Here is a 17,206-nt window from a genome sequence, read left to right as displayed (position 1 = left end):
TTGAAATGTCTAAAAAATGTCCGGAATGCGGTGAATCTGTTCCTCAGGAAGCACATTTCTGTGCCAATTGCGGATATGATTTTTTCAGAAAGGATTCGCTTAATTCAACAAGTTCCAAAAGCAGTTCAGGAATATTTTCAGACGGAAAAATTTTTCTGGTGCTGATAGCTATTGTTATTATAGTAGGTGCAGGTGTGGTTATTTCAATGGGGTTCGGTGGCGGAAATCATAATAATCAAGCTGATGACACTCCAAAGCATGAAGTTGACCTGACCATTACAGACGTTAACGGTTGGGATTCAGACGGTTCAAGTAAAAAATCATATAGCCTATATACAGAAGCAATATTTAACAAAGTCCCTTCAGATTTGAAAGGATATAACATCAGAACAGTTTATATGGATGAAAATAATACACAGATTGGTCAGGAAACAGAAACTTTGGCAAATGTTTATTATGATACTGATTATCCGATAAGCTTTGCTTATTATACCACATTTAAAAAACCTAATCCGGACCATGTAAATGTGGAAATTATAAAAGATGGAAAAGTAATAGATAATTTTACATCTATAATAGATAAAACAGGTATTGATTATTTAAATTAATGGTGATAGTATGGCTGAATTTTCCCTAGATATTGATGAAATTAAAAATGATGTAGAAACAACCTTGAAAGAGGAAGAAAAAAAATTAGAAAATTCTAATATAAAAACTCAGGCAAATAGTAATGCTGTTGCAATATTTGACGCTGATTTCACTGATCCTCAATCAAGAGACCGTATCATGAAACCACTGGATTCATTCGGTTTGACTGACATGTCCAAATCCGCAAGCAGAAATGAAATGCTTGCTACAAGATTTGTTGATTTGCAGAAAGGCGGCAAAGACTCTGAAAATATCGGAGAAAAACTCGCTGAACTTGACAGGCAAATGAAAGATCTTGACCCAAGCAAAGTCGATTTCACTAAAAAAGGTGTTTTCGGCAATCTGCTTAATCCTGTCAGAAAATACTTCGAAAAATATGAAAAAGCTGAAGGAGCTATTTCAAACATTATGGAGTCACTGGACAAAAGCAGTAAAGTGCTTCAGAATGACAATACAACTCTTTTAAACGAAGAAAACTACTTAAGAGAAGTAACCAACAAACTGCTGGCAGACATTGAACTTGGTAAACAGATGGATGAATCAATTGAAGCACAAATTCAGGAAGCTGAACTCAACGGCGTTCCTGCTGACAAAATCAAGTTCGTACGTGAGGAAATACTCTTCCCTCTAAGACAGAGAATCATGGATATGCAGCAGATGATTGTTGTAAACCAGCAGGGTATTGTATCCCTGAATGTTATCAGAAGAAACAACAAGGAACTTATACGCGGTGTATACCGTGCTAAAAACGTTACCTTATCTGCTTTAAGAACTGCTGTAATGGTTGCAAGCGCTTTATATGATCAGAAAATCGTAATGGATAAAATCAACATATTGAATTCAACCACTGAAAACATTATTGAAACCACATCCCATATGCTAAGAGAGCAGGGAAGTGAAATTCAAAAGCACAGTGCAGAGACTATGATATCTCCTGATGTTTTAAAAGCATCATTTTTAGAAGCTCTCCAGGCTATTGAAGATGTAAGCACATATAAGGAACAGGCACTTCCTAAAATGAAAGAAACAATTGATATGTTCAGTGACATGGCAAATGACGGTCAGAAAGTTGTTGACAAAATAGAAACAAACAACAGAAATCTAATGGAATAATATGGATATATTTGATAAAATCAAAAAATCATGGTGGGTAATCCTTTCGTTTATAATGTTTTTAAACGGATTCGGATTCATCTACATTGCAGTAAAGTACAATAACAGAAATTGGCTTCTGGAAGGGGTAATGTATGAAGCTCCATGGTTTTTATATTTTATAATGTTTGCAATGTATGGGGGGCCAAGATACGGCATACTGAATCCTACCCTTCTGATTTTACTTTTAGCAATGCTGCTCTATTTTGTAAGCATTATCCGTTCGGTCTGGCTTGCAGTCAAGTTATGGGATGTATATGAAAACGAGGAGAAATACACAATCTCTTCAACATCTCTTAAAAATGATAATAATAATGAATCAGGCAGCTTCAACAATAATATTTTATGCTGTGTGTTTCTGATTGTAATATTTATCATATTTGCCGCTGTAGCATTATAAACTGGTGTTTTTATGATTGGAAACGACTGGGATTTGATTTTAAAAGAAGAGTTTGAAAAGGATTATTTTAAAAAGATTATGGAATTTGTTGATGCTGAATACGCTTCAAAAACAGTATATCCTCCATATGATGATATATTCAATGCATTTAAGCTAACACCTTTCAGTGATGTTAAAGTGGTCATTATAGGCCAGGACCCTTATCATGAGAAAGGTCAGGCCCACGGACTTGCTTTTTCAACACCTGAGGGAAGACCGATACCACGATCTCTTAAAAACATATTTAAGGAAATCAGCAGTGAATATGACTGTCCGATACCTCAATCAGGATGTCTTGAAAAATGGGCCAAGCAGGGAGTATTTCTTTTAAATACTGTACTCACGGTTGAAGAGGGCAATGCCAATTCACACAGTGACTGCGGATGGCAGACATTCACTGATAAAGTTATAGAAAGTTTAAATGAACACACAATGCCGGTTGTATTTCTTCTGTGGGGAAAACAGGCGGAAAAGAAAAAAGAGCTAATCACCAGTCCGAATCATCTGGTTTTAGTCACATCACACCCTTCACCGTTTTCAGCAAGACGTGGATTTTTCGGGTCAAATCACTTTAAGATGGCAAACGAATTTTTAAAGGAAAATAAAATGGATGAAATTAACTGGAGACTTGACTGAATCAGGTCATAACTCCAAAGTTAATTCCATTGCTTCCGAATGAAACGAATGAATGAGAACTTTTAGAATTGCTCGGTGAATCATATCTTTGAGATTCAAGTGCATTCACAATTTTGTAGTTTTGATATTCATCGCCGAGGATGTCATAAAACTCTTTATGAGTATAATTTGACGGAGATGAACTTTTAACTATTTCTTTTATATCTGAGGTTATATTGTGTCCGATCCAGTTGATATAATAGAATTCTTCACCGGATGAAAACCACAGGATTGAATTGTTTGTCCCGTCATGCCTGTCGTAGTAGGTAAAGTGAACTGCATCATGGCCTGATACTGTAACTTTCTTTTCAGGGTATTTCTCGATATAATATCCGTACAGGCTCATTATATTTGGATTGACATATCTTATTGTGAAAACGTCAATGTTTTCATCAAATTCATACATGTTGAAGTCGCTTTGATACGGATTTTCATACTGTGGAGGTATCTTGAACGTTTCATATCCAACATTTGCTTCTGTCCAGTTTGATGAGTCCGTTGCACTTGCAGCATTAATCAGGACTAATAATGCCAAAAGAAAAATTAGAATCTTTTTTGTCATGGTAATAGTATGTGTGTAAAGGCTTAAATAACTATCTCATAATCTGTTTTTCTATTGTCCCTCATTCTTGAGTCCATATCAACCAAGTCATACACCAGGGGATTTGCAATAAGCATCATCCAGATTTCATATGTTACCTTTACAAAGTTACTGTTCAGCCGGATATGGTCATGGACAATAGGGCATTTATATGGAAATTCGCTTTCATCAAAAATCAGATGAAACTCCCCTTTTTTATCAAGATGAGGTATCAGCGGAAATGTTCTGCACTGAATAGGTCTGATTGATCTGTCGCATTTAGGCGGATTTGTGCATTTTACAAGATAAATCTGACCTTTCCATGAATGAGGGTATTTGATTTCAGCTGAATCGATATAGTAAAGTTCAAAGTCAGGTGAATCTTCATACATGAGCTCTTCGCCCGGAAGCAGATAAAGGGCCAGCTCTTCATTTCTGTAATCTTCCGCATCATATACGCAGCAGACTTCACCGCACAGTTTTCCGCAGTCAAAATCAACGGGGCTTACTTCATCAAGTCTTCTGTATATCTTTTCTATTGATTTTTTCATCTCATCAGCTGTTATTTCCATAGTTTTAGTTTTTAAATTAAACTTATTAAATATTTTGAAAAATTTATATTGAATTAAAGTTAATATAAAAGTGATGGGTCTGGCTTTAAACATTATAATAGGTAATGCAATTTCTTTTGTTGCAGGCATTTTTCTGATTTTGAGTATGGTTGTCAATGATGAGAAAAGGGCATACAAGCATCAGTTTCTAAACGCATTTGTCCTTATGATTTCATCCGTTTTCTTTTTGTCCTGGACCGGCGTTACCACCATGGCAATAGCTGCAACAAGAAACATTATGGTATACAAGGACCGTCTGACACTCAACTGGACAATATTTTTCATTGTCCTGTCTGTTGCCGTTGGCCTTGCAGTAAATACCATGGGAATTATCGGGCTTTTACCTATAATGGCTATTATTCAGATTACAATCTGCAATTACGCTTTAAAAGAGATCAAATGGATTAAGCTCAGTTTCATTGTAAATGAACTGTTTTATATAGTCTATTTCCTTGCGATATGGGACTTTTCTTCATTCGGTATAGAAAGCATAACTGCACTTATTGGTCTTGTTTCATTTTTCAAGCTGATTCATGATGAAAAATAAGACTGAATACTTTTTTTAATTTGAAAGTCATATATGTTAATATGTTTAGAAAAATGAGAAGGTCAAAACAAAAGCTTTCCGAGGACGAATGTATTGATATATTGATTAAATATCCCCGAGGTGTTCTGGCGCTTTTGGGAGATGACGACTATCCTTATGCAATTCCAATGAGTCATGTTTACGTTGACGGTAAAATCTATTTTCACGGTGCTCAAAAGGGTCATAAAAACGATGCTGTTAAAAAATACTCAAAATGTTCCTACTGCGTAATGGATGAAGGTGTCAAAAATGACGGTGAATGGTGGTATACATTCAAAAGCGTTATTGCATTCGGCAAAATCAGAACACTAACTGATAAGGATGACAAGATTGATAAGCTGACTCATCTGGGAGACAGGTTCTTTCCTACTCATGAAGAAACTGTTGATGAAATCAACCGTCTGATTGACAGGACTGAAGTTTTTGAAATAACCATTGAGCATTTAAGCGGTAAAATTGTTGTTGAAAAATGAATCAATTTTTCTATTTTATATAATTTTTCTTTAAAATGTTCATATTTTTTTTAAATTATTTTAATTCTGGAATTTCATATTTTAAATTATTTATAATATTTTTTTATTATTTTATACAAAAATACATATTTTAACATTATTTTCATTGAATATATAATAAATGATATGTTTTTATAAATTTTATTATTTATTAAGAGTATAATTAAAATTAAATTAATTTATTATTCAAAAACTAGAAAATAATTTAAATGATTAATTAAATATATAATTGTAATTAGAATATATGGTGTTTTGAATGGCAAAAATTGAATTGGAATTAACTGATGATCAGGTTAACAAATTAAAAGAACTGGAATCATATGATATGGATGTAGGAAAACTCATCGATAATTTTTATGAAGCCCGATCCAAAGTATCATCTGAAATCGGGGAAATGGAGAAAAACACTTCTCTTTTGGGAAAAGTCAAAGACAGTTCTTTGGATGTTGACAATAAGGCTGAAAATCTTGATGAAAACTTTTCCGAAAACGAAACATATGAAGTGAAAATCAAGGATGCAAGGCATAAAATCAGCTGGGCAAAAGACATATTCAGGATATAAGTAATAAATATTTTACATTCCTTTTTGTGATTTAGTTAATTATTAATAGGTTAATTATAGATAATAGTATTAATTAACCTTTTTGAGGAATTTTATGGTTAAAATTGAAGCGGAATTAACTGATGAGCAAATTGAAAAATTAAATGAATTGGAATCTTATGGCATTGGTTTCGGAAAACTTGTTGATAATTTCTATGAGGCAAGAGAAATATTTGCTTCAGAAATTGATGAAATAGAAAATGACAATTCTTTTTTAAGCAAAATTAAAGACAATTCTTTGGATATTAATAGTAAAGCAGAAAATCTGGATGAAAACTTTACAGATACTGAAGATTATGATGTAAGAATTAAAGATGCCAGACATAAAATCAGCTGGGCTAAAGACATATTCGGAATCATTTAATTGTTATTTTTGATAAATTGAATATTTTTGGTGATATTATGGATGATAAGCAGAAAGTAATTGAAGCATTCAGAAATTCTGAAGACCCTCTAAACGCAAAAAAGGTCAGTGAATTATCTGGTGTTGAGAAAAAAGAAGTGGATAAAATAATGAAAGAACTCAAAAAAGATGAAACAATCGTTTCACCTAAAAGATGTTACTGGACTCTTGCAGATAAATAATTTGAGGAAAATATGAAAAATCATAGGATTTTTTTAATTTCATTAATTATCCTTGCAGCAATCTCACTATCTGCAGTATACAGTGCCGATTCAACTCAGCTGGTTGACGGTTTAAATGCAACATCAGATTTAAATCAGGCATTAAGTGATGCAGCTTCACAGAACAAAACTGTTTTTCTGCTTTTTGATCAGTCAAGCTGCTATTACTGCGATTTGTTAAAGCAGGATGTATTAAGCAACAGTGATGTTCAAAAAGAATTGAATGAGAATTTCATTGTTGTGTGCGTTGATGTAAACAAAAATGCTACACTTGCAGGCCAGCACAAGGTTGTAGGCACTCCGGACTGCATATTTCTTGATTCTACAGGCAAAGAAGTCCACAGGATAGACGGATATCTGCCTGCAGATGAATTTTTAAACTCAATCAAGGAGATTTAGATGGAAATTCTTCCACTAATCTCATTTACAACAGGAGTAATATCCATATTGTCTCCCTGTATTTTACCAATTTTGCCTATTTTTGTTAGCGTAAGCCTTAAATCCAAATCAAAACTTGAGTTACTGTCTTTTATTGGCGGACTCATAACTATTTTCATTGCAGTTATATTTCTCACAGGTTTTTTCACATCAGTTCTTTATACATATATCACCCCAATCAGAGTCATATCAGCAATAATCCTTCTGATAATAGGAATTCTGATGTTTTTTGACTATTCATTTTCATTTAAAAGCCTGCCTAATATCACAGGTGAGGGTCTTGTATCATCATACGTTATGGGAGTTCTCACATCCGTTGCATGGGCTCCATGCTATACTGGATATCTGATATCCCTTATCACATTGCTTATAAGCTCTGCTAATCCGTCATATGCTGTATTAAACATTATCATATACTGCATCGGTTTTGCTTTGACACTGATTGTAATGAGCTTTATAATATCAAAAATCAACCTGGAGAAACTGATTTCAAAGGCAAAATACATTCCTAAAATATTTGCGGTTCTTGTAATCTTCGGAGCGCTCTATCTTCTCTTTGATGCTCTTAAGGTCTTTATCTGAAAATGATAATTTTTCCATAAACTCTTGGTATGCATATAATCAAAAGCATCTGCAATATTCTTGGATGAATTTCAAAAACTGTCAGAATTATCAGAGATGTTTTACTTTAACATTAAATATTTGAAAATTTGAAGTTAATTTTAATTGGGGATATATATCAAGCCCTTTAAAAATCCAATTTTTAAAATAAAAAAAGCAGATGTTAAAGTAAAAAACAGATATTTATACTATTTAAACTAATATTTTATTTGAGGTTAAAAAAATGGATTATGATGTTATTTATATTGGAAGCGGAAATGCCGCTTGGCAAGGTGGCCGATTTTTAAGAAAAGCAGGCCTTAAAATATTAATCGTAGAAGAAAGTCTTTATGGAGGAACATGCGCAAACAGAGGATGCAACTCAAAGGCACTTCTTGATGCGCCATATGAAATAAAAGCACTGGCGGATAACTTTGAAGGTGTTGGAAAAGCAGGCAACTTTGAAGTGGACTGGCCAAGCCTGATGAAATTCAAAAGAAAAAGAATCGCAAATATGGCACCGTTTCTCGATGGAAAATTCGATGAATATGACCTTGATGTGGCACACGGAAAAGGTGTTATCATAGACGAACACACAGTTCAGGTAGGCGAAAAGCAGTTTACAACAGATAAAATTGTAATAGCAACAGGTCTTAAACCTGTAATTCCCGACATTCCAGGTAAAGAGTATCTACATGACAGTACAGATTATCTTGATATCGATGAGCTTCCAAATCATGCAATTATCATAGGAGCAGGATTTGTAGGTATGGAATTTGCTTCAATATTAGCCGAAGCGGGACTCAGCGCAGATGTAATCATCAGGGGAAACATGGCACTGAAATACTTCCACCAGCCTTACGTCCAGAAGGTCATTGAGATTTTAAAGGAAAAAAATATCAGATTCCATTTTAACCAGACAGTAAAAGAAGTCATAAGCAATGTCCAAATCGATGATCCTCTCGCTAAAGTTTTAAATGTTGCAAGTGCACAAAATTCAGATGAACTTTTAAGAGACCCTGAGGCAAAAATTGACAATAAGGCATATGAAGACGGATTTAAAGTAGTCTGTGACAGCGGACTTGAGCTGACCGGGGATTATGTCGTTGCAGCTATGGGAAGAGAAGCCAATGTGGAAGATATAGGTCTTGAAAACGTCGGTTTAACTTATACAAGCAAGGGAATCAAGGTAAACGGACACCTGCAGACTGAAATTCCTAACATCTATGCTTCAGGTGACGTTGCAGATACCGGCGTTGCAAAGCTTGTAACTGTTGCAATACATCACTCAAAATACCTCGCAAAAGAGCTTTTAGGAGAAGCTGATGAGATAACCTATCCTGTTGTTCCTGCAGTTGCATATACAATACCAAGAATTGCTACAGTAGGTGTACCTGCATATGTTGCAGAGGAAAGTGATGAATATGAAGTTCACCAGATTAGATATGGTAATTCATACTCTCTGGAGCTTAAAAACGACACAACCGCAGAGGCAAAAGTCATTGTAGATAAGGACCTTCAGATTGTCGGTGCAGAAATCTATGCTGCAGATGCTGAAAACGTCGCAAACATGTTTGCATTCATAATAAACAAAAAGATAACTCTTGAAGAGCTTGACTATATGATTTACGCATTCCCTTCAAGCAGCTCAGTATGTCTGTATAAACTGCACAATATCCATTATGATTTATAGCATAGGTAAAATGCCTATGTTTTAAACTTTTTTTTGAAAAGCATGATTAAAAAAGACTATATTTTAATTTTAATATTGATAATTATAATTCTGTCATTGGGAATGGCTATAATCAGCATGTCCGGTGAAAATAAGACAGCGATTAATAATACTGCTCCTCATGACCATGAAGTTATTGCTAATTCTTCAGATGATCCTGGGACTGTTGAAGTCATTAAAAACATAGGAAATCCCGACGGCAGGAAGATTGCATATGTGGTCGGTGTTCATCCCCTTGAAAACCTCACACATAAAACACTTTTAAAAATACTTCCGACACTCACAGATTTGAACAACTGCTATGATATCTATATCATTAACGTAACTGAAGATATTGGTCATTATGGTGACGGGTCATCAGATAACAGTCAGGGAAGGCAGAACGGCCAGAACTTGGCTTTGAAATATGTATATCCTGAAATTGCTGAGGGCGGTTATGATCTGGCAGTTGATGTTCATTCAAATGTTGGTGCATATGAATATAAGACTTTTGTATTTTCTCCTGTTAAGGAAGGCCTCAGCGTTGATTATACTCATGACGTTGCAGATAATTGTCAAAACATTTCATATTATGCTCCGGATTCCACAACAAGCGGACCATATCTGACAATTCCGTTAAATGAAAATGGTGTTCCTGCATTCTACTATGAGGAATACAGTTTCGCACCTCAATATGAAAAGGATTTGCACATGCTGGAACTGATTTATGCTGTTGATAATGAAATATTTTAAAATAAATATGGTATTTTTTTAGAGTTAAAATAATACAATTCTTTGTGATTCGCATTTTTTCCTAAATTCAATGTCTTCTTTGCTAGGTGGTTCATTCATTTTTCTTAAAAAATCCATAGCTTCTTTACCATATAATGTAGGTGTTTCTCCAATTGGTTTTGCCATTAAAATGCACCTCATAAATCTTTAATATTAATTTAATTTTTTTCTTTAAATAGTTAATCCTTTTTTTAAAAATTATTACAATTTTAATTTTTTTTATTAAACTCAAAAATAGAAGTGTATTTAATAACATTTCAAACTAAACTTTATTAATCAAAAAACAGTAATATTTGAGTAATGTCTAGAAAAAATCATCGATTATTTTTAATAATACTTATAATTGCAATAATCTGCAGTGTTTTTGCTTTTACACAGCTTGCAGTATTCCATAATCAGCCAGGTTCAGACAATGCTACCGGCACTGCAGATGTAACACATGAACTTTTAGGAAATGATTCACTAGGTTCCGTTGAAGTGATAAGAAATGTAGGAAACCCTAACGGTGAGAAGATAGCTTATGTTGTAGGTGTGCATCCTCTTGAAAATGATACCCATGCTACTTTGCTTAAACTGCTTCCAAAGCAGTCCAATTTAAATCACTGCTATGACATATATGTCATAAACGTAAGCATGAACTACTCCCAGTACGGACAGCTCCTGCCTGACGACCAGCCCGGAAGAGCTGAAGGCCAGGATCTTGCACTGAAATATGTCTATCCTCAAATTGTAAACGGCAGCTATAAGCTTGCTGTTGACATACATGGCCACGGAAGTGCTTATCCTTATGATACTTTTGTATTCTCTCCTGTAGATGGAGGTGACGGTGAAAAACTCGGCAGAAATGTTTCCCAGAGTACTCAAAACATTTCATATTACAATCCTTACCAGACTACAAGCGGACCTTATCTGACAATTCCGCTAAATCAGAACGGAGTTCCGGCAATTTATCTTGAAGAGAACAGTTTCTTTTCACAGGATGTAAAGGATTCCCATATGCTGGAGCTTATTCGCGGTGTTGATAATTTGAAATTATGATGTTTTAGAAGAATGGACCTATAAGTTCAGATTAATTGATTTGTCTGCCAAATCTTTTAATTCTTCTATAAATCTTTCATCTAATTTATTTATTTCCATTGTGTTTTCCCATTTCTGGTTAATTTCAATTAATTTGGGAATTATTTTTTCACCTTTCGGTGTCAGACTTAATGTATACTGGCGGCCGTCTTTTTTTGATTGGGTTCTTTTTAAATAGTTATTTTGTTCAAGATTTCTAATTGCATGTGTAATGCCGCTTTTAGTTAAAAATAGATGGTCTGTTAAATCTTGCTGTGTGATGTTTTCTTTATTATGAATTGTTAAAAGACACATTAACTGAATCAGATTTAAATCATATTTGTTTAATGAATCATTTAAGTATTTTCTATTGTTTTTGTGTAGAATGTAGAATATTTCTCCGATACGTTCATATGGTATTGGTGATTTTTTTTGATTTAAATTCCATATTTTATATTTAATTTACAGAATGTCCAAAAAAATGTTTACTGATGTTCCCTTTATTGAAAAGGTGCTGGAATCCACAATGACTGAGAAATTCCATATTATTGTCGGTGATGAGTGTACCCGCTGCAGGATATGTTCATAGGTATGTCCACGAGGCAATATTGCATTAACGGAAGAAGGACCTGTTATTGGAGATATATGTGAATTCTGTTTAGGATGCGTACATCACTGCAGAAACAACGTTTTAACAATCAATGATGAAAAAAACAGTCATGAAAGATTCATTAATCCTCATGTAAAGATTTCAAAAATCATAAAAAGCAATAATGTTTTAAAAAATTAAGTGGGTAGATTAAACTACCCTTATCTGTTTGTATTGAATTTGTCGCTTGAACGGATTCCGACAAGTGACGCAAACACCGCAAGAACGCATGCAACTGTACATATAAGACAAATTGTCTGTGAAGCCTGCACAATCATTGATGCATATTGCGGAGCTAATTCCAGACTGCCCATTACCCATGCAAAGACTAAAGTCAAAAGCCCTAAACTCATTGTTTGTCCTATGGTTCTCATTGTAGCCTGTGATGCTGAAGCGGTCGGTGCGTCCTTTGGCGGAACTGAACTCATAATAGCATTCATGTTCGGGGATGAAAAGAGTCCCATACCGAAACCCTGCAGAATCATTGCAACAACAACAAGATATAACGGTGTATCCTGGGTTAGGAAAGTCAGTATCAGCATTGCAACTGTAGCTATTGCCATTCCTATAGCGGCCAGTTTCTGAGGATGTATTTTATCAGATAATTTTCCGGCATTAGGCGCCATTATAGCCATGATTATTGGTGTAATAATCAAAATCAGTCCTGACATCTGTGCATTCCATCCTCTGACGTACTGGAAATGATAGTTCAATATGGTTGTAATCACCATTACTGCAATATAGCTGCATAATGCCGCAATATTTGATGAGGTGAACTTCTTGTTTTTAAAGAGATTCATGTTGAATACAGGTGATTTCTGCCTTAGCTCATATGCTCCGAATATTATCAGCATCACTATTCCTATGATTGTAATCAGTAAACCGTTGGTTGTTGTCAGTGTGGTAAATCCGTATATGAAAGCTAAAATTCCGATTCCATAAAGTATTGAACCGGTTTTATCAATTTTATCTTTTTCATATGTTTTCCATTCTCCTGGAATTTTAAGCACCATTAATAAAATACATAATACCAGAAACGGAATTACAAAGTAAAACATTGATCTCCATCCAAGATTCTGGACTAAAAATCCGCAGATTACCGGTGAAAGTGATGTTGCAAGATACACTCCGGTTACTGTAAAACCCAGTGCTTTTCCTCTGTTTTGAGGTTTTACTGCCTGTACAACCATTGCCATTGCAGATACGTTTAAAAATGCAACTCCTGCTCCCTGAAGTATTCTGAAAACTAAAAATGTTTCTGTTGAAAATGAAAGACATGCTCCGACGGATGCAAGAAGATATAAAACTACACCTGCAAGCAGTGTCTTTTTAACTCCGAATTTTCCTGAAATCTGTCCTGCAGGTACAGTAAACACTGCCACCACAAGGAAAAATATTGTCGGTACCCAGTTTTGAATAACATTGTTCATTGCAAATTCCTGCGCTATTGCCGGAACTCCTATGATGATTCCATTTGAGAGAAATACTGCAAAAAATGATGTTATAAATGATACAGCTATTACTATTGTTTCTAAGTCAAATTTCATAATATCACTCCTCTATAAGATTCATTCCTCTGATTGCTATTTCTTTCAGTCTTTTTTTAAGTTCTGCGTCTTTATCTGTTATTCCAACTTCCTCTTCCCATTTTTTTGATAGTTCCCTATATTTCGGAACAAGTTCGTTTCCTTTTTCAGTCGTATAGAGCATGTATTTTCGACGGTTTTCGGGATTTACGTCTCTTTTGATAAATCCCTCATCCTCCATTTTTTTCAAGACCTTGGCTATGTTTCCCTTGCTTTGAGAAAACATATTGACCAGATCTTCCTGTGAGCAGTCCGGATTGTCATAGATGTACATGATATATCTCACATCATGGCCCAAATCGAGTTCATTGAATTTTGCTTTCATATATTTCTGCTGATTCAGGGATATGTTGTGAATCCATGCCACAAATGGAGAACTGTCTTTAATTGCCTGATGGCTTTTATCATCCATTGTTTTCACCTGTTTTATGTTATGTATATAAAACAATATAAATGTTTCTTATGAAACAGTTAATAATGAAACAATTAATTTTCAGCCTTAAAATCTTTTAAATTGTCAATAGAAAACTATAAATACAATGGTTAAATGACAACAATTTTACTAAGTCACAACAATTTTATTAAGCCAATACAATTGGATTAAGCTTAAATAGAATGAATATTATAGTTATTAGTGGAAATTATGATTGAAGGTTGCAGTATAATGGTTAAAATTGAAGATATCGAGTTACTGATTAGGGATTTAATTCGAATTAATGAAACAATAGTCACTGATTATGACGCAGAACTTCTGTGCAGCGACTATGAAAAAACAAAAAACAGGCTTAAAAAACTATACGATAAAAAAATTGAACTGGTTAAGGAGCTTGAAAAGGCAATGGATGAATTTTTTGAAATCCCTCAGAATTTCATAACAAAAAAGCTAAAATTAAATTCATTTAAACTGATTCCGAAAATCGTTAACTTCGAATACAAATTCAACCTTCCAAAATCAGTTGATGCAACATCAAGACAATACTTCTGCTATACATTCATGATGGAAAAGTTAACACGTGAGTTTGATGTAATAACCAGACATAACGACGGATATTATATTCTCGACATATCTGCAACTTTAAACCTTAAAAAGCTATTAAAAGGTGAACTAAATGGGACATATTAAACCGATGGATTTTTTGAAATTCTTCATAGATCAAGGCTATTATTTTCAAATAGCAACTATGGATGATGATGAGGTCAATGATGACTGGATGGTTGTCAACAAGGACAATTTCGAAGAATATAAAGATATGATTGAAAGCAAAAAGTCCTCTGACAGTATAAACAGGTGATAGAATGAATTTTAACTGTTCATTGAATGTTAGAATTGAAAATAATTACGGCCATAATCACTTATTATTTTAACTGTCATCATATCATCAGAAGGATTCTTTATTTAATGCTTTGACATTAGAATCTATTAAATTATTTAATTGATTTTACTTTAACATTAACGATATGTAAATTTTACATTAATTTCAATAGGGGATATACATCAAAGCATTAAAAATTTTACTTTCAAGCGATTGTCAACTGAAAAATATATTTAATTTGTGGGGCAATATAGTATTGGAGGATGATTTTGTGAGTAAAAACAAAATAATTTTCGCAATATTAATAGCAGTGATAGCAATTCTTATGGTTGGTGCAGCTTCTGCATTCTCCTTATTTGGAAAAACCCAAACCAAACTGAATATCACTGGTGAGGATACACTTTATCCGGGGGATAATTTGACAATCAACCTCACAAACGATAAGGGAGAAGCCATTGAAAACGCAACTGTAAACATTACTGTTACAGGAGATAACGGTTTTAATAAAACAGCCAATGTTACTACCAATAAAAGCGGTATTGCTGTTTTAGAAATTGATTATGAAGCCGGAACATATGCAGTTAACTGTTCATATGCAGGTGATGATGATTTTGAAGCATCTGATATATCTAAAAACATAACTGTTAAAGCCAATGAAGTTGCAACTTCTGATGATTCATCATCTAGCGGAGATCCAGGTGCATTCTATAGTGCACAGGAAGGCAGAATAATCTACACTGGTGAGGTTCACGATGCTCCTGACGGCCATAAGTATAAACATTTAGGTAATAATGAATGGCAAAAAATAGATTAAATGAAAGTTAGTGCAATACTATCTTTCACTTATTTTTTTAATTAGATTCAATTGTCAACCATAACTAGGACAAACTGGACATTTGAAAAAAATAACTCTTTTTTAAACAACTTCAAATCCTATAAGCTTTATATTGTTTGAAAGCAGTTCAGAATCTGTATCAATTTCTTCGGATAATTTTGTAGTTATGTATTTTTTGTTGTCGTCCGGAAAAACGGTTGCAATAGTCAACTCATCACTGTCACTTAATACACTAGCTAAAAAGTTAGCACCGCTTGAAATACCGATTCCCAAACCGAATTCCTTTGCAATCCTTTTGGACATGTTTATTGCATCACAGTCATGAATCAGAACAATATCATCAATTGCGCCACGGTCAACAATTCCCGGAATAAAGTCATCTCCTATTCCTTCAATAAGATGGCTTCCTTCTTCCATTCCCATTTTAAGTATTGATAATGTGGATGGTTCAAGTGCGATTATTTTTGAATCAGGATTGTTGTCCTTTAATCTTTTTCCAATACCCATCAGTGTGCCTCCGGTTCCAATGCCTGAAACGAAAGCATTCACGTCAGGAACTGCATCGATGATTTCCTGACCGGTTGTTTTATATTGGGCTTCAACGTTTAATTCATTATCAAATTGGAGTGGTCTGAATGCGTCATGTTTTATGGCAAATTCTTCAGCAAGCTCAAGTGCCTTTTTAAATCCGCCTTCTTCTTTTGATACCAGGTGTACATTTGCACCATACATTTCAATAAGGTTTCTTCTCTCAAGAGATACCCAGTCAGGCATGAATATATGGACTTCATGACCTAAAAGCGCTCCGATAGCACTGAATGAGATTCCGGTATTTCCGCTTGTTACTTCAACAATAGGCTGACCATCCTGTAGTTCGCCGTTTTCTTTTGATTTTTCAAGAATGTATAATGCTATTCTGTCTTTGATACTGCCTGAGTAATTGTAATATTCAAGTTTAGTATAAATACTGCCTGATTTTCCTTCATATTCATAATCAATTTTTATCATTGGTGTGTTACCAATCAGTTTTTCCAAATTCATAATCTTCAATCCAATTCAATAATGTTTTAATTTATGTTTTTTGATTATAAAATACTTTTTTGCTAAAAAAATATTTTAGAATTTGCCTAAAAATGATTCAATATCATTCATGAACAATTTTAAAAAATTCAGTCTTTAAAATGATTATATTTCAAACAGGTGATGATTCAGATTTTTGTCCATTGATATGCGATTCTAGCGGATCCGTCTGCAACATATATTCTTCCGCATTTTATAAAATCGTTTCTTTCAATGAGTTTCTGCATTATCAGATTTTTTTTATCTAAATGGTGCAAGAATACCTTGACTTCTTCAAGTCGAGGATGAATTGCATAAAAAGAGCATTAGTTATCAAATGCTCTCGCTTATTCTTTATATATTGTCTATTGATATATTATATTTTGTGTTCAAAATTAGTTGGAATATAAAATAGATATTTTTGATGTGTTTTTTCATGTTAGATGAGTGTATTATTGTTAATGAAGGTTTGAAGGTTAAGTTGTATCTTGATAAGGTTATGGTGGATGAATTTAATCGGAGTCTGGGTAATGTTAGATTTGTTTGGAATAATTTATTAACAGAATACCAAAAAACCTTTGAATTATTTAAACAACATGGTTATACAAAGCTAAAATGCAATCAAACCACATTCAACACCATGTTAACAATGTTGAAAAAGGAATATCCATTTTTATATGACAGTGAATCTAGCACATTGCAGCAGGTCTATCGTGACTTAATACGTTCATTTAATGGA

The 17,206-nt window shown here is 33.9% G+C and carries 25 protein-coding genes; 18 read left to right on the top strand and 7 right to left on the bottom strand.

Annotated elements, in window-relative coordinates; translation table 11 throughout:
- Nucleotides 1-5 precede the first annotated feature (5 nt).
- The 4 genes from QZN33_RS07040 to QZN33_RS07025 are packed head-to-tail and all read left to right on the top strand — an operon-like array spanning nucleotide 6 to nucleotide 2,875.
- Nucleotides 6-608 (top strand): zinc-ribbon domain-containing protein, encoded by a 603-nt coding sequence (locus tag QZN33_RS07040; RefSeq protein ID WP_296790407.1) that lies wholly within the window; start codon nucleotides 6-8, stop codon nucleotides 606-608.
- A gap of 10 nt (nucleotides 609-618) precedes the next feature.
- A complete protein-coding gene (locus QZN33_RS07035) occupies nucleotides 619-1,761 on the top strand; it encodes a toxic anion resistance protein (protein ID WP_296790405.1) in 1,143 nt (380 codons plus the stop codon).
- Between the two features lies 1 nt (nucleotide 1,762).
- On the top strand, nucleotides 1,763-2,200 hold the full coding sequence (locus QZN33_RS07030; protein ID WP_296790403.1) for a hypothetical protein: 438 nt from the start codon (nucleotides 1,763-1,765) through the stop codon (nucleotides 2,198-2,200).
- A gap of 12 nt (nucleotides 2,201-2,212) precedes the next feature.
- Nucleotides 2,213-2,875 (top strand): uracil-DNA glycosylase, encoded by a 663-nt coding sequence (locus QZN33_RS07025; protein ID WP_296790397.1) that lies wholly within the window; start codon nucleotides 2,213-2,215, stop codon nucleotides 2,873-2,875.
- A 1-nt stretch (nucleotide 2,876) separates the two neighbouring features.
- Here QZN33_RS07025 and QZN33_RS07020 read toward each other — a convergent pair whose 3' ends face one another.
- Nucleotides 2,877-3,449 carry a hypothetical protein gene (locus tag QZN33_RS07020; protein WP_296790395.1) on the bottom strand — a complete coding sequence of 191 codons (573 nt, stop codon included), beginning with the start codon at nucleotides 3,447-3,449 and terminating at the stop codon, nucleotides 2,877-2,879.
- Between the two features lie 50 nt (nucleotides 3,450-3,499).
- Nucleotides 3,500-4,066 carry a hypothetical protein gene (locus QZN33_RS07015; RefSeq protein WP_296790393.1) on the bottom strand — a complete coding sequence of 189 codons (567 nt, stop codon included), beginning with the start codon at nucleotides 4,064-4,066 and terminating at the stop codon, nucleotides 3,500-3,502.
- Between the two features lie 73 nt (nucleotides 4,067-4,139).
- On the opposite strand from QZN33_RS07015, the gene QZN33_RS07010 reads away from it, so the two are divergent.
- From QZN33_RS07010 to QZN33_RS06970, 9 genes are all read left to right on the top strand, one after another.
- Nucleotides 4,140-4,652, top strand: coding sequence for a YgjV family protein (locus QZN33_RS07010; RefSeq protein WP_296790390.1), 513 nt, complete (start codon nucleotides 4,140-4,142; stop codon nucleotides 4,650-4,652).
- Between the two features lie 41 nt (nucleotides 4,653-4,693).
- Entirely contained in the window at nucleotides 4,694-5,164 is a 471-nt protein-coding gene (locus tag QZN33_RS07005; RefSeq protein WP_296790387.1) for a pyridoxamine 5'-phosphate oxidase family protein, read from the top strand.
- Between the two features lie 295 nt (nucleotides 5,165-5,459).
- Nucleotides 5,460-5,765 (top strand): hypothetical protein, encoded by a 306-nt coding sequence (locus tag QZN33_RS07000; RefSeq protein WP_296790385.1) that lies wholly within the window; start codon nucleotides 5,460-5,462, stop codon nucleotides 5,763-5,765.
- 94 nt (nucleotides 5,766-5,859) lie between these two features.
- Nucleotides 5,860-6,168 (top strand): hypothetical protein, encoded by a 309-nt coding sequence (locus tag QZN33_RS06995; RefSeq protein WP_296790382.1) that lies wholly within the window; start codon nucleotides 5,860-5,862, stop codon nucleotides 6,166-6,168.
- 38 nt (nucleotides 6,169-6,206) lie between these two features.
- Nucleotides 6,207-6,389: a MarR family transcriptional regulator gene (locus tag QZN33_RS06990; protein ID WP_296790380.1), complete on the top strand. Its 183-nt coding sequence runs from the start codon at nucleotides 6,207-6,209 to the stop codon at nucleotides 6,387-6,389.
- Between the two features lie 12 nt (nucleotides 6,390-6,401).
- A complete protein-coding gene (locus QZN33_RS06985) occupies nucleotides 6,402-6,827 on the top strand; it encodes a thioredoxin fold domain-containing protein (RefSeq protein WP_296790377.1) in 426 nt (141 codons plus the stop codon).
- A complete protein-coding gene (locus QZN33_RS06980) occupies nucleotides 6,828-7,448 on the top strand; it encodes a cytochrome c biogenesis CcdA family protein (RefSeq protein ID WP_296790373.1) in 621 nt (206 codons plus the stop codon).
- A gap of 262 nt (nucleotides 7,449-7,710) precedes the next feature.
- Complete coding sequence (locus QZN33_RS06975; protein ID WP_296790368.1) at nucleotides 7,711-9,159, top strand: NAD(P)/FAD-dependent oxidoreductase; 1,449 nt, start codon at nucleotides 7,711-7,713, stop codon at nucleotides 9,157-9,159.
- 42 nt (nucleotides 9,160-9,201) lie between these two features.
- The gene (locus tag QZN33_RS06970; RefSeq protein WP_296790360.1) at nucleotides 9,202-9,930 is read left to right on the top strand and encodes a hypothetical protein; all 729 of its coding nucleotides are present in this window, start codon (nucleotides 9,202-9,204) and stop codon (nucleotides 9,928-9,930) included.
- A gap of 24 nt (nucleotides 9,931-9,954) precedes the next feature.
- On the opposite strand, the gene QZN33_RS06965 is transcribed toward QZN33_RS06970, so the two are convergent.
- On the bottom strand, nucleotides 9,955-10,095 hold the full coding sequence (locus QZN33_RS06965) for a hypothetical protein (protein ID WP_296790358.1): 141 nt from the start codon (nucleotides 10,093-10,095) through the stop codon (nucleotides 9,955-9,957).
- Nucleotides 10,096-10,269: 174 nt separating this feature from the next.
- Here QZN33_RS06965 and QZN33_RS06960 point away from each other — a divergent pair, with 174 nt between their 5' ends.
- Nucleotides 10,270-11,007 carry a hypothetical protein gene (locus tag QZN33_RS06960; protein WP_296790356.1) on the top strand — a complete coding sequence of 246 codons (738 nt, stop codon included), beginning with the start codon at nucleotides 10,270-10,272 and terminating at the stop codon, nucleotides 11,005-11,007.
- Nucleotides 11,008-11,025: 18 nt separating this feature from the next.
- Here the strand turns inward: QZN33_RS06960 and QZN33_RS06955 are convergent, their stop codons facing one another.
- The 3 genes from QZN33_RS06955 to QZN33_RS06945 form a co-directional block, all read right to left on the bottom strand.
- Entirely contained in the window at nucleotides 11,026-11,412 is a 387-nt protein-coding gene (locus tag QZN33_RS06955; RefSeq protein ID WP_394347053.1) for a MarR family winged helix-turn-helix transcriptional regulator, read from the bottom strand.
- A 423-nt stretch (nucleotides 11,413-11,835) separates the two neighbouring features.
- Complete coding sequence (locus QZN33_RS06950) at nucleotides 11,836-13,221, bottom strand: MFS transporter (RefSeq protein WP_296790352.1); 1,386 nt, start codon at nucleotides 13,219-13,221, stop codon at nucleotides 11,836-11,838.
- Between the two features lie 4 nt (nucleotides 13,222-13,225).
- Nucleotides 13,226-13,672, bottom strand: coding sequence for a MarR family winged helix-turn-helix transcriptional regulator (locus tag QZN33_RS06945; RefSeq protein WP_296790350.1), 447 nt, complete (start codon nucleotides 13,670-13,672; stop codon nucleotides 13,226-13,228).
- A gap of 231 nt (nucleotides 13,673-13,903) precedes the next feature.
- On the opposite strand from QZN33_RS06945, the gene QZN33_RS06940 reads away from it, so the two are divergent.
- The 3 genes from QZN33_RS06940 (at nucleotide 13,904) to QZN33_RS06930 (ending at nucleotide 15,387) form a co-directional block, all read left to right on the top strand.
- Nucleotides 13,904-14,383: a hypothetical protein gene (locus QZN33_RS06940; protein WP_296790348.1), complete on the top strand. Its 480-nt coding sequence runs from the start codon at nucleotides 13,904-13,906 to the stop codon at nucleotides 14,381-14,383.
- Nucleotides 14,370-14,552, top strand: a complete 183-nt coding sequence (locus QZN33_RS06935) for a hypothetical protein (RefSeq protein WP_296790346.1) — start codon at nucleotides 14,370-14,372, stop codon at nucleotides 14,550-14,552. Before QZN33_RS06940 ends, QZN33_RS06935 begins: the two co-directional genes overlap by 14 nt.
- Nucleotides 14,553-14,844: 292 nt before the next feature.
- Nucleotides 14,845-15,387 carry an Ig-like domain-containing protein gene (locus tag QZN33_RS06930; RefSeq protein WP_296790345.1) on the top strand — a complete coding sequence of 181 codons (543 nt, stop codon included), beginning with the start codon at nucleotides 14,845-14,847 and terminating at the stop codon, nucleotides 15,385-15,387.
- 102 nt (nucleotides 15,388-15,489) lie between these two features.
- Here QZN33_RS06930 and QZN33_RS06925 read toward each other — a convergent pair whose 3' ends face one another.
- The gene (locus QZN33_RS06925; RefSeq protein ID WP_296790344.1) at nucleotides 15,490-16,449 is read right to left on the bottom strand and encodes a PLP-dependent cysteine synthase family protein; all 960 of its coding nucleotides are present in this window, start codon (nucleotides 16,447-16,449) and stop codon (nucleotides 15,490-15,492) included.
- 454 nt (nucleotides 16,450-16,903) lie between these two features.
- Here QZN33_RS06925 and QZN33_RS06920 point away from each other — a divergent pair.
- A partial coding sequence (locus QZN33_RS06920; protein WP_296790342.1) for a helix-turn-helix domain-containing protein occupies nucleotides 16,904-17,206 on the top strand: 303 nt, incomplete at its 3' end.

The organism is uncultured Methanobrevibacter sp., assembly GCF_900314615.1.
Taxonomy (GTDB): domain Archaea; phylum Methanobacteriota; class Methanobacteria; order Methanobacteriales; family Methanobacteriaceae; genus Methanocatella.
This window is presented reverse-complemented; position numbering and strand designations above follow the sequence as displayed.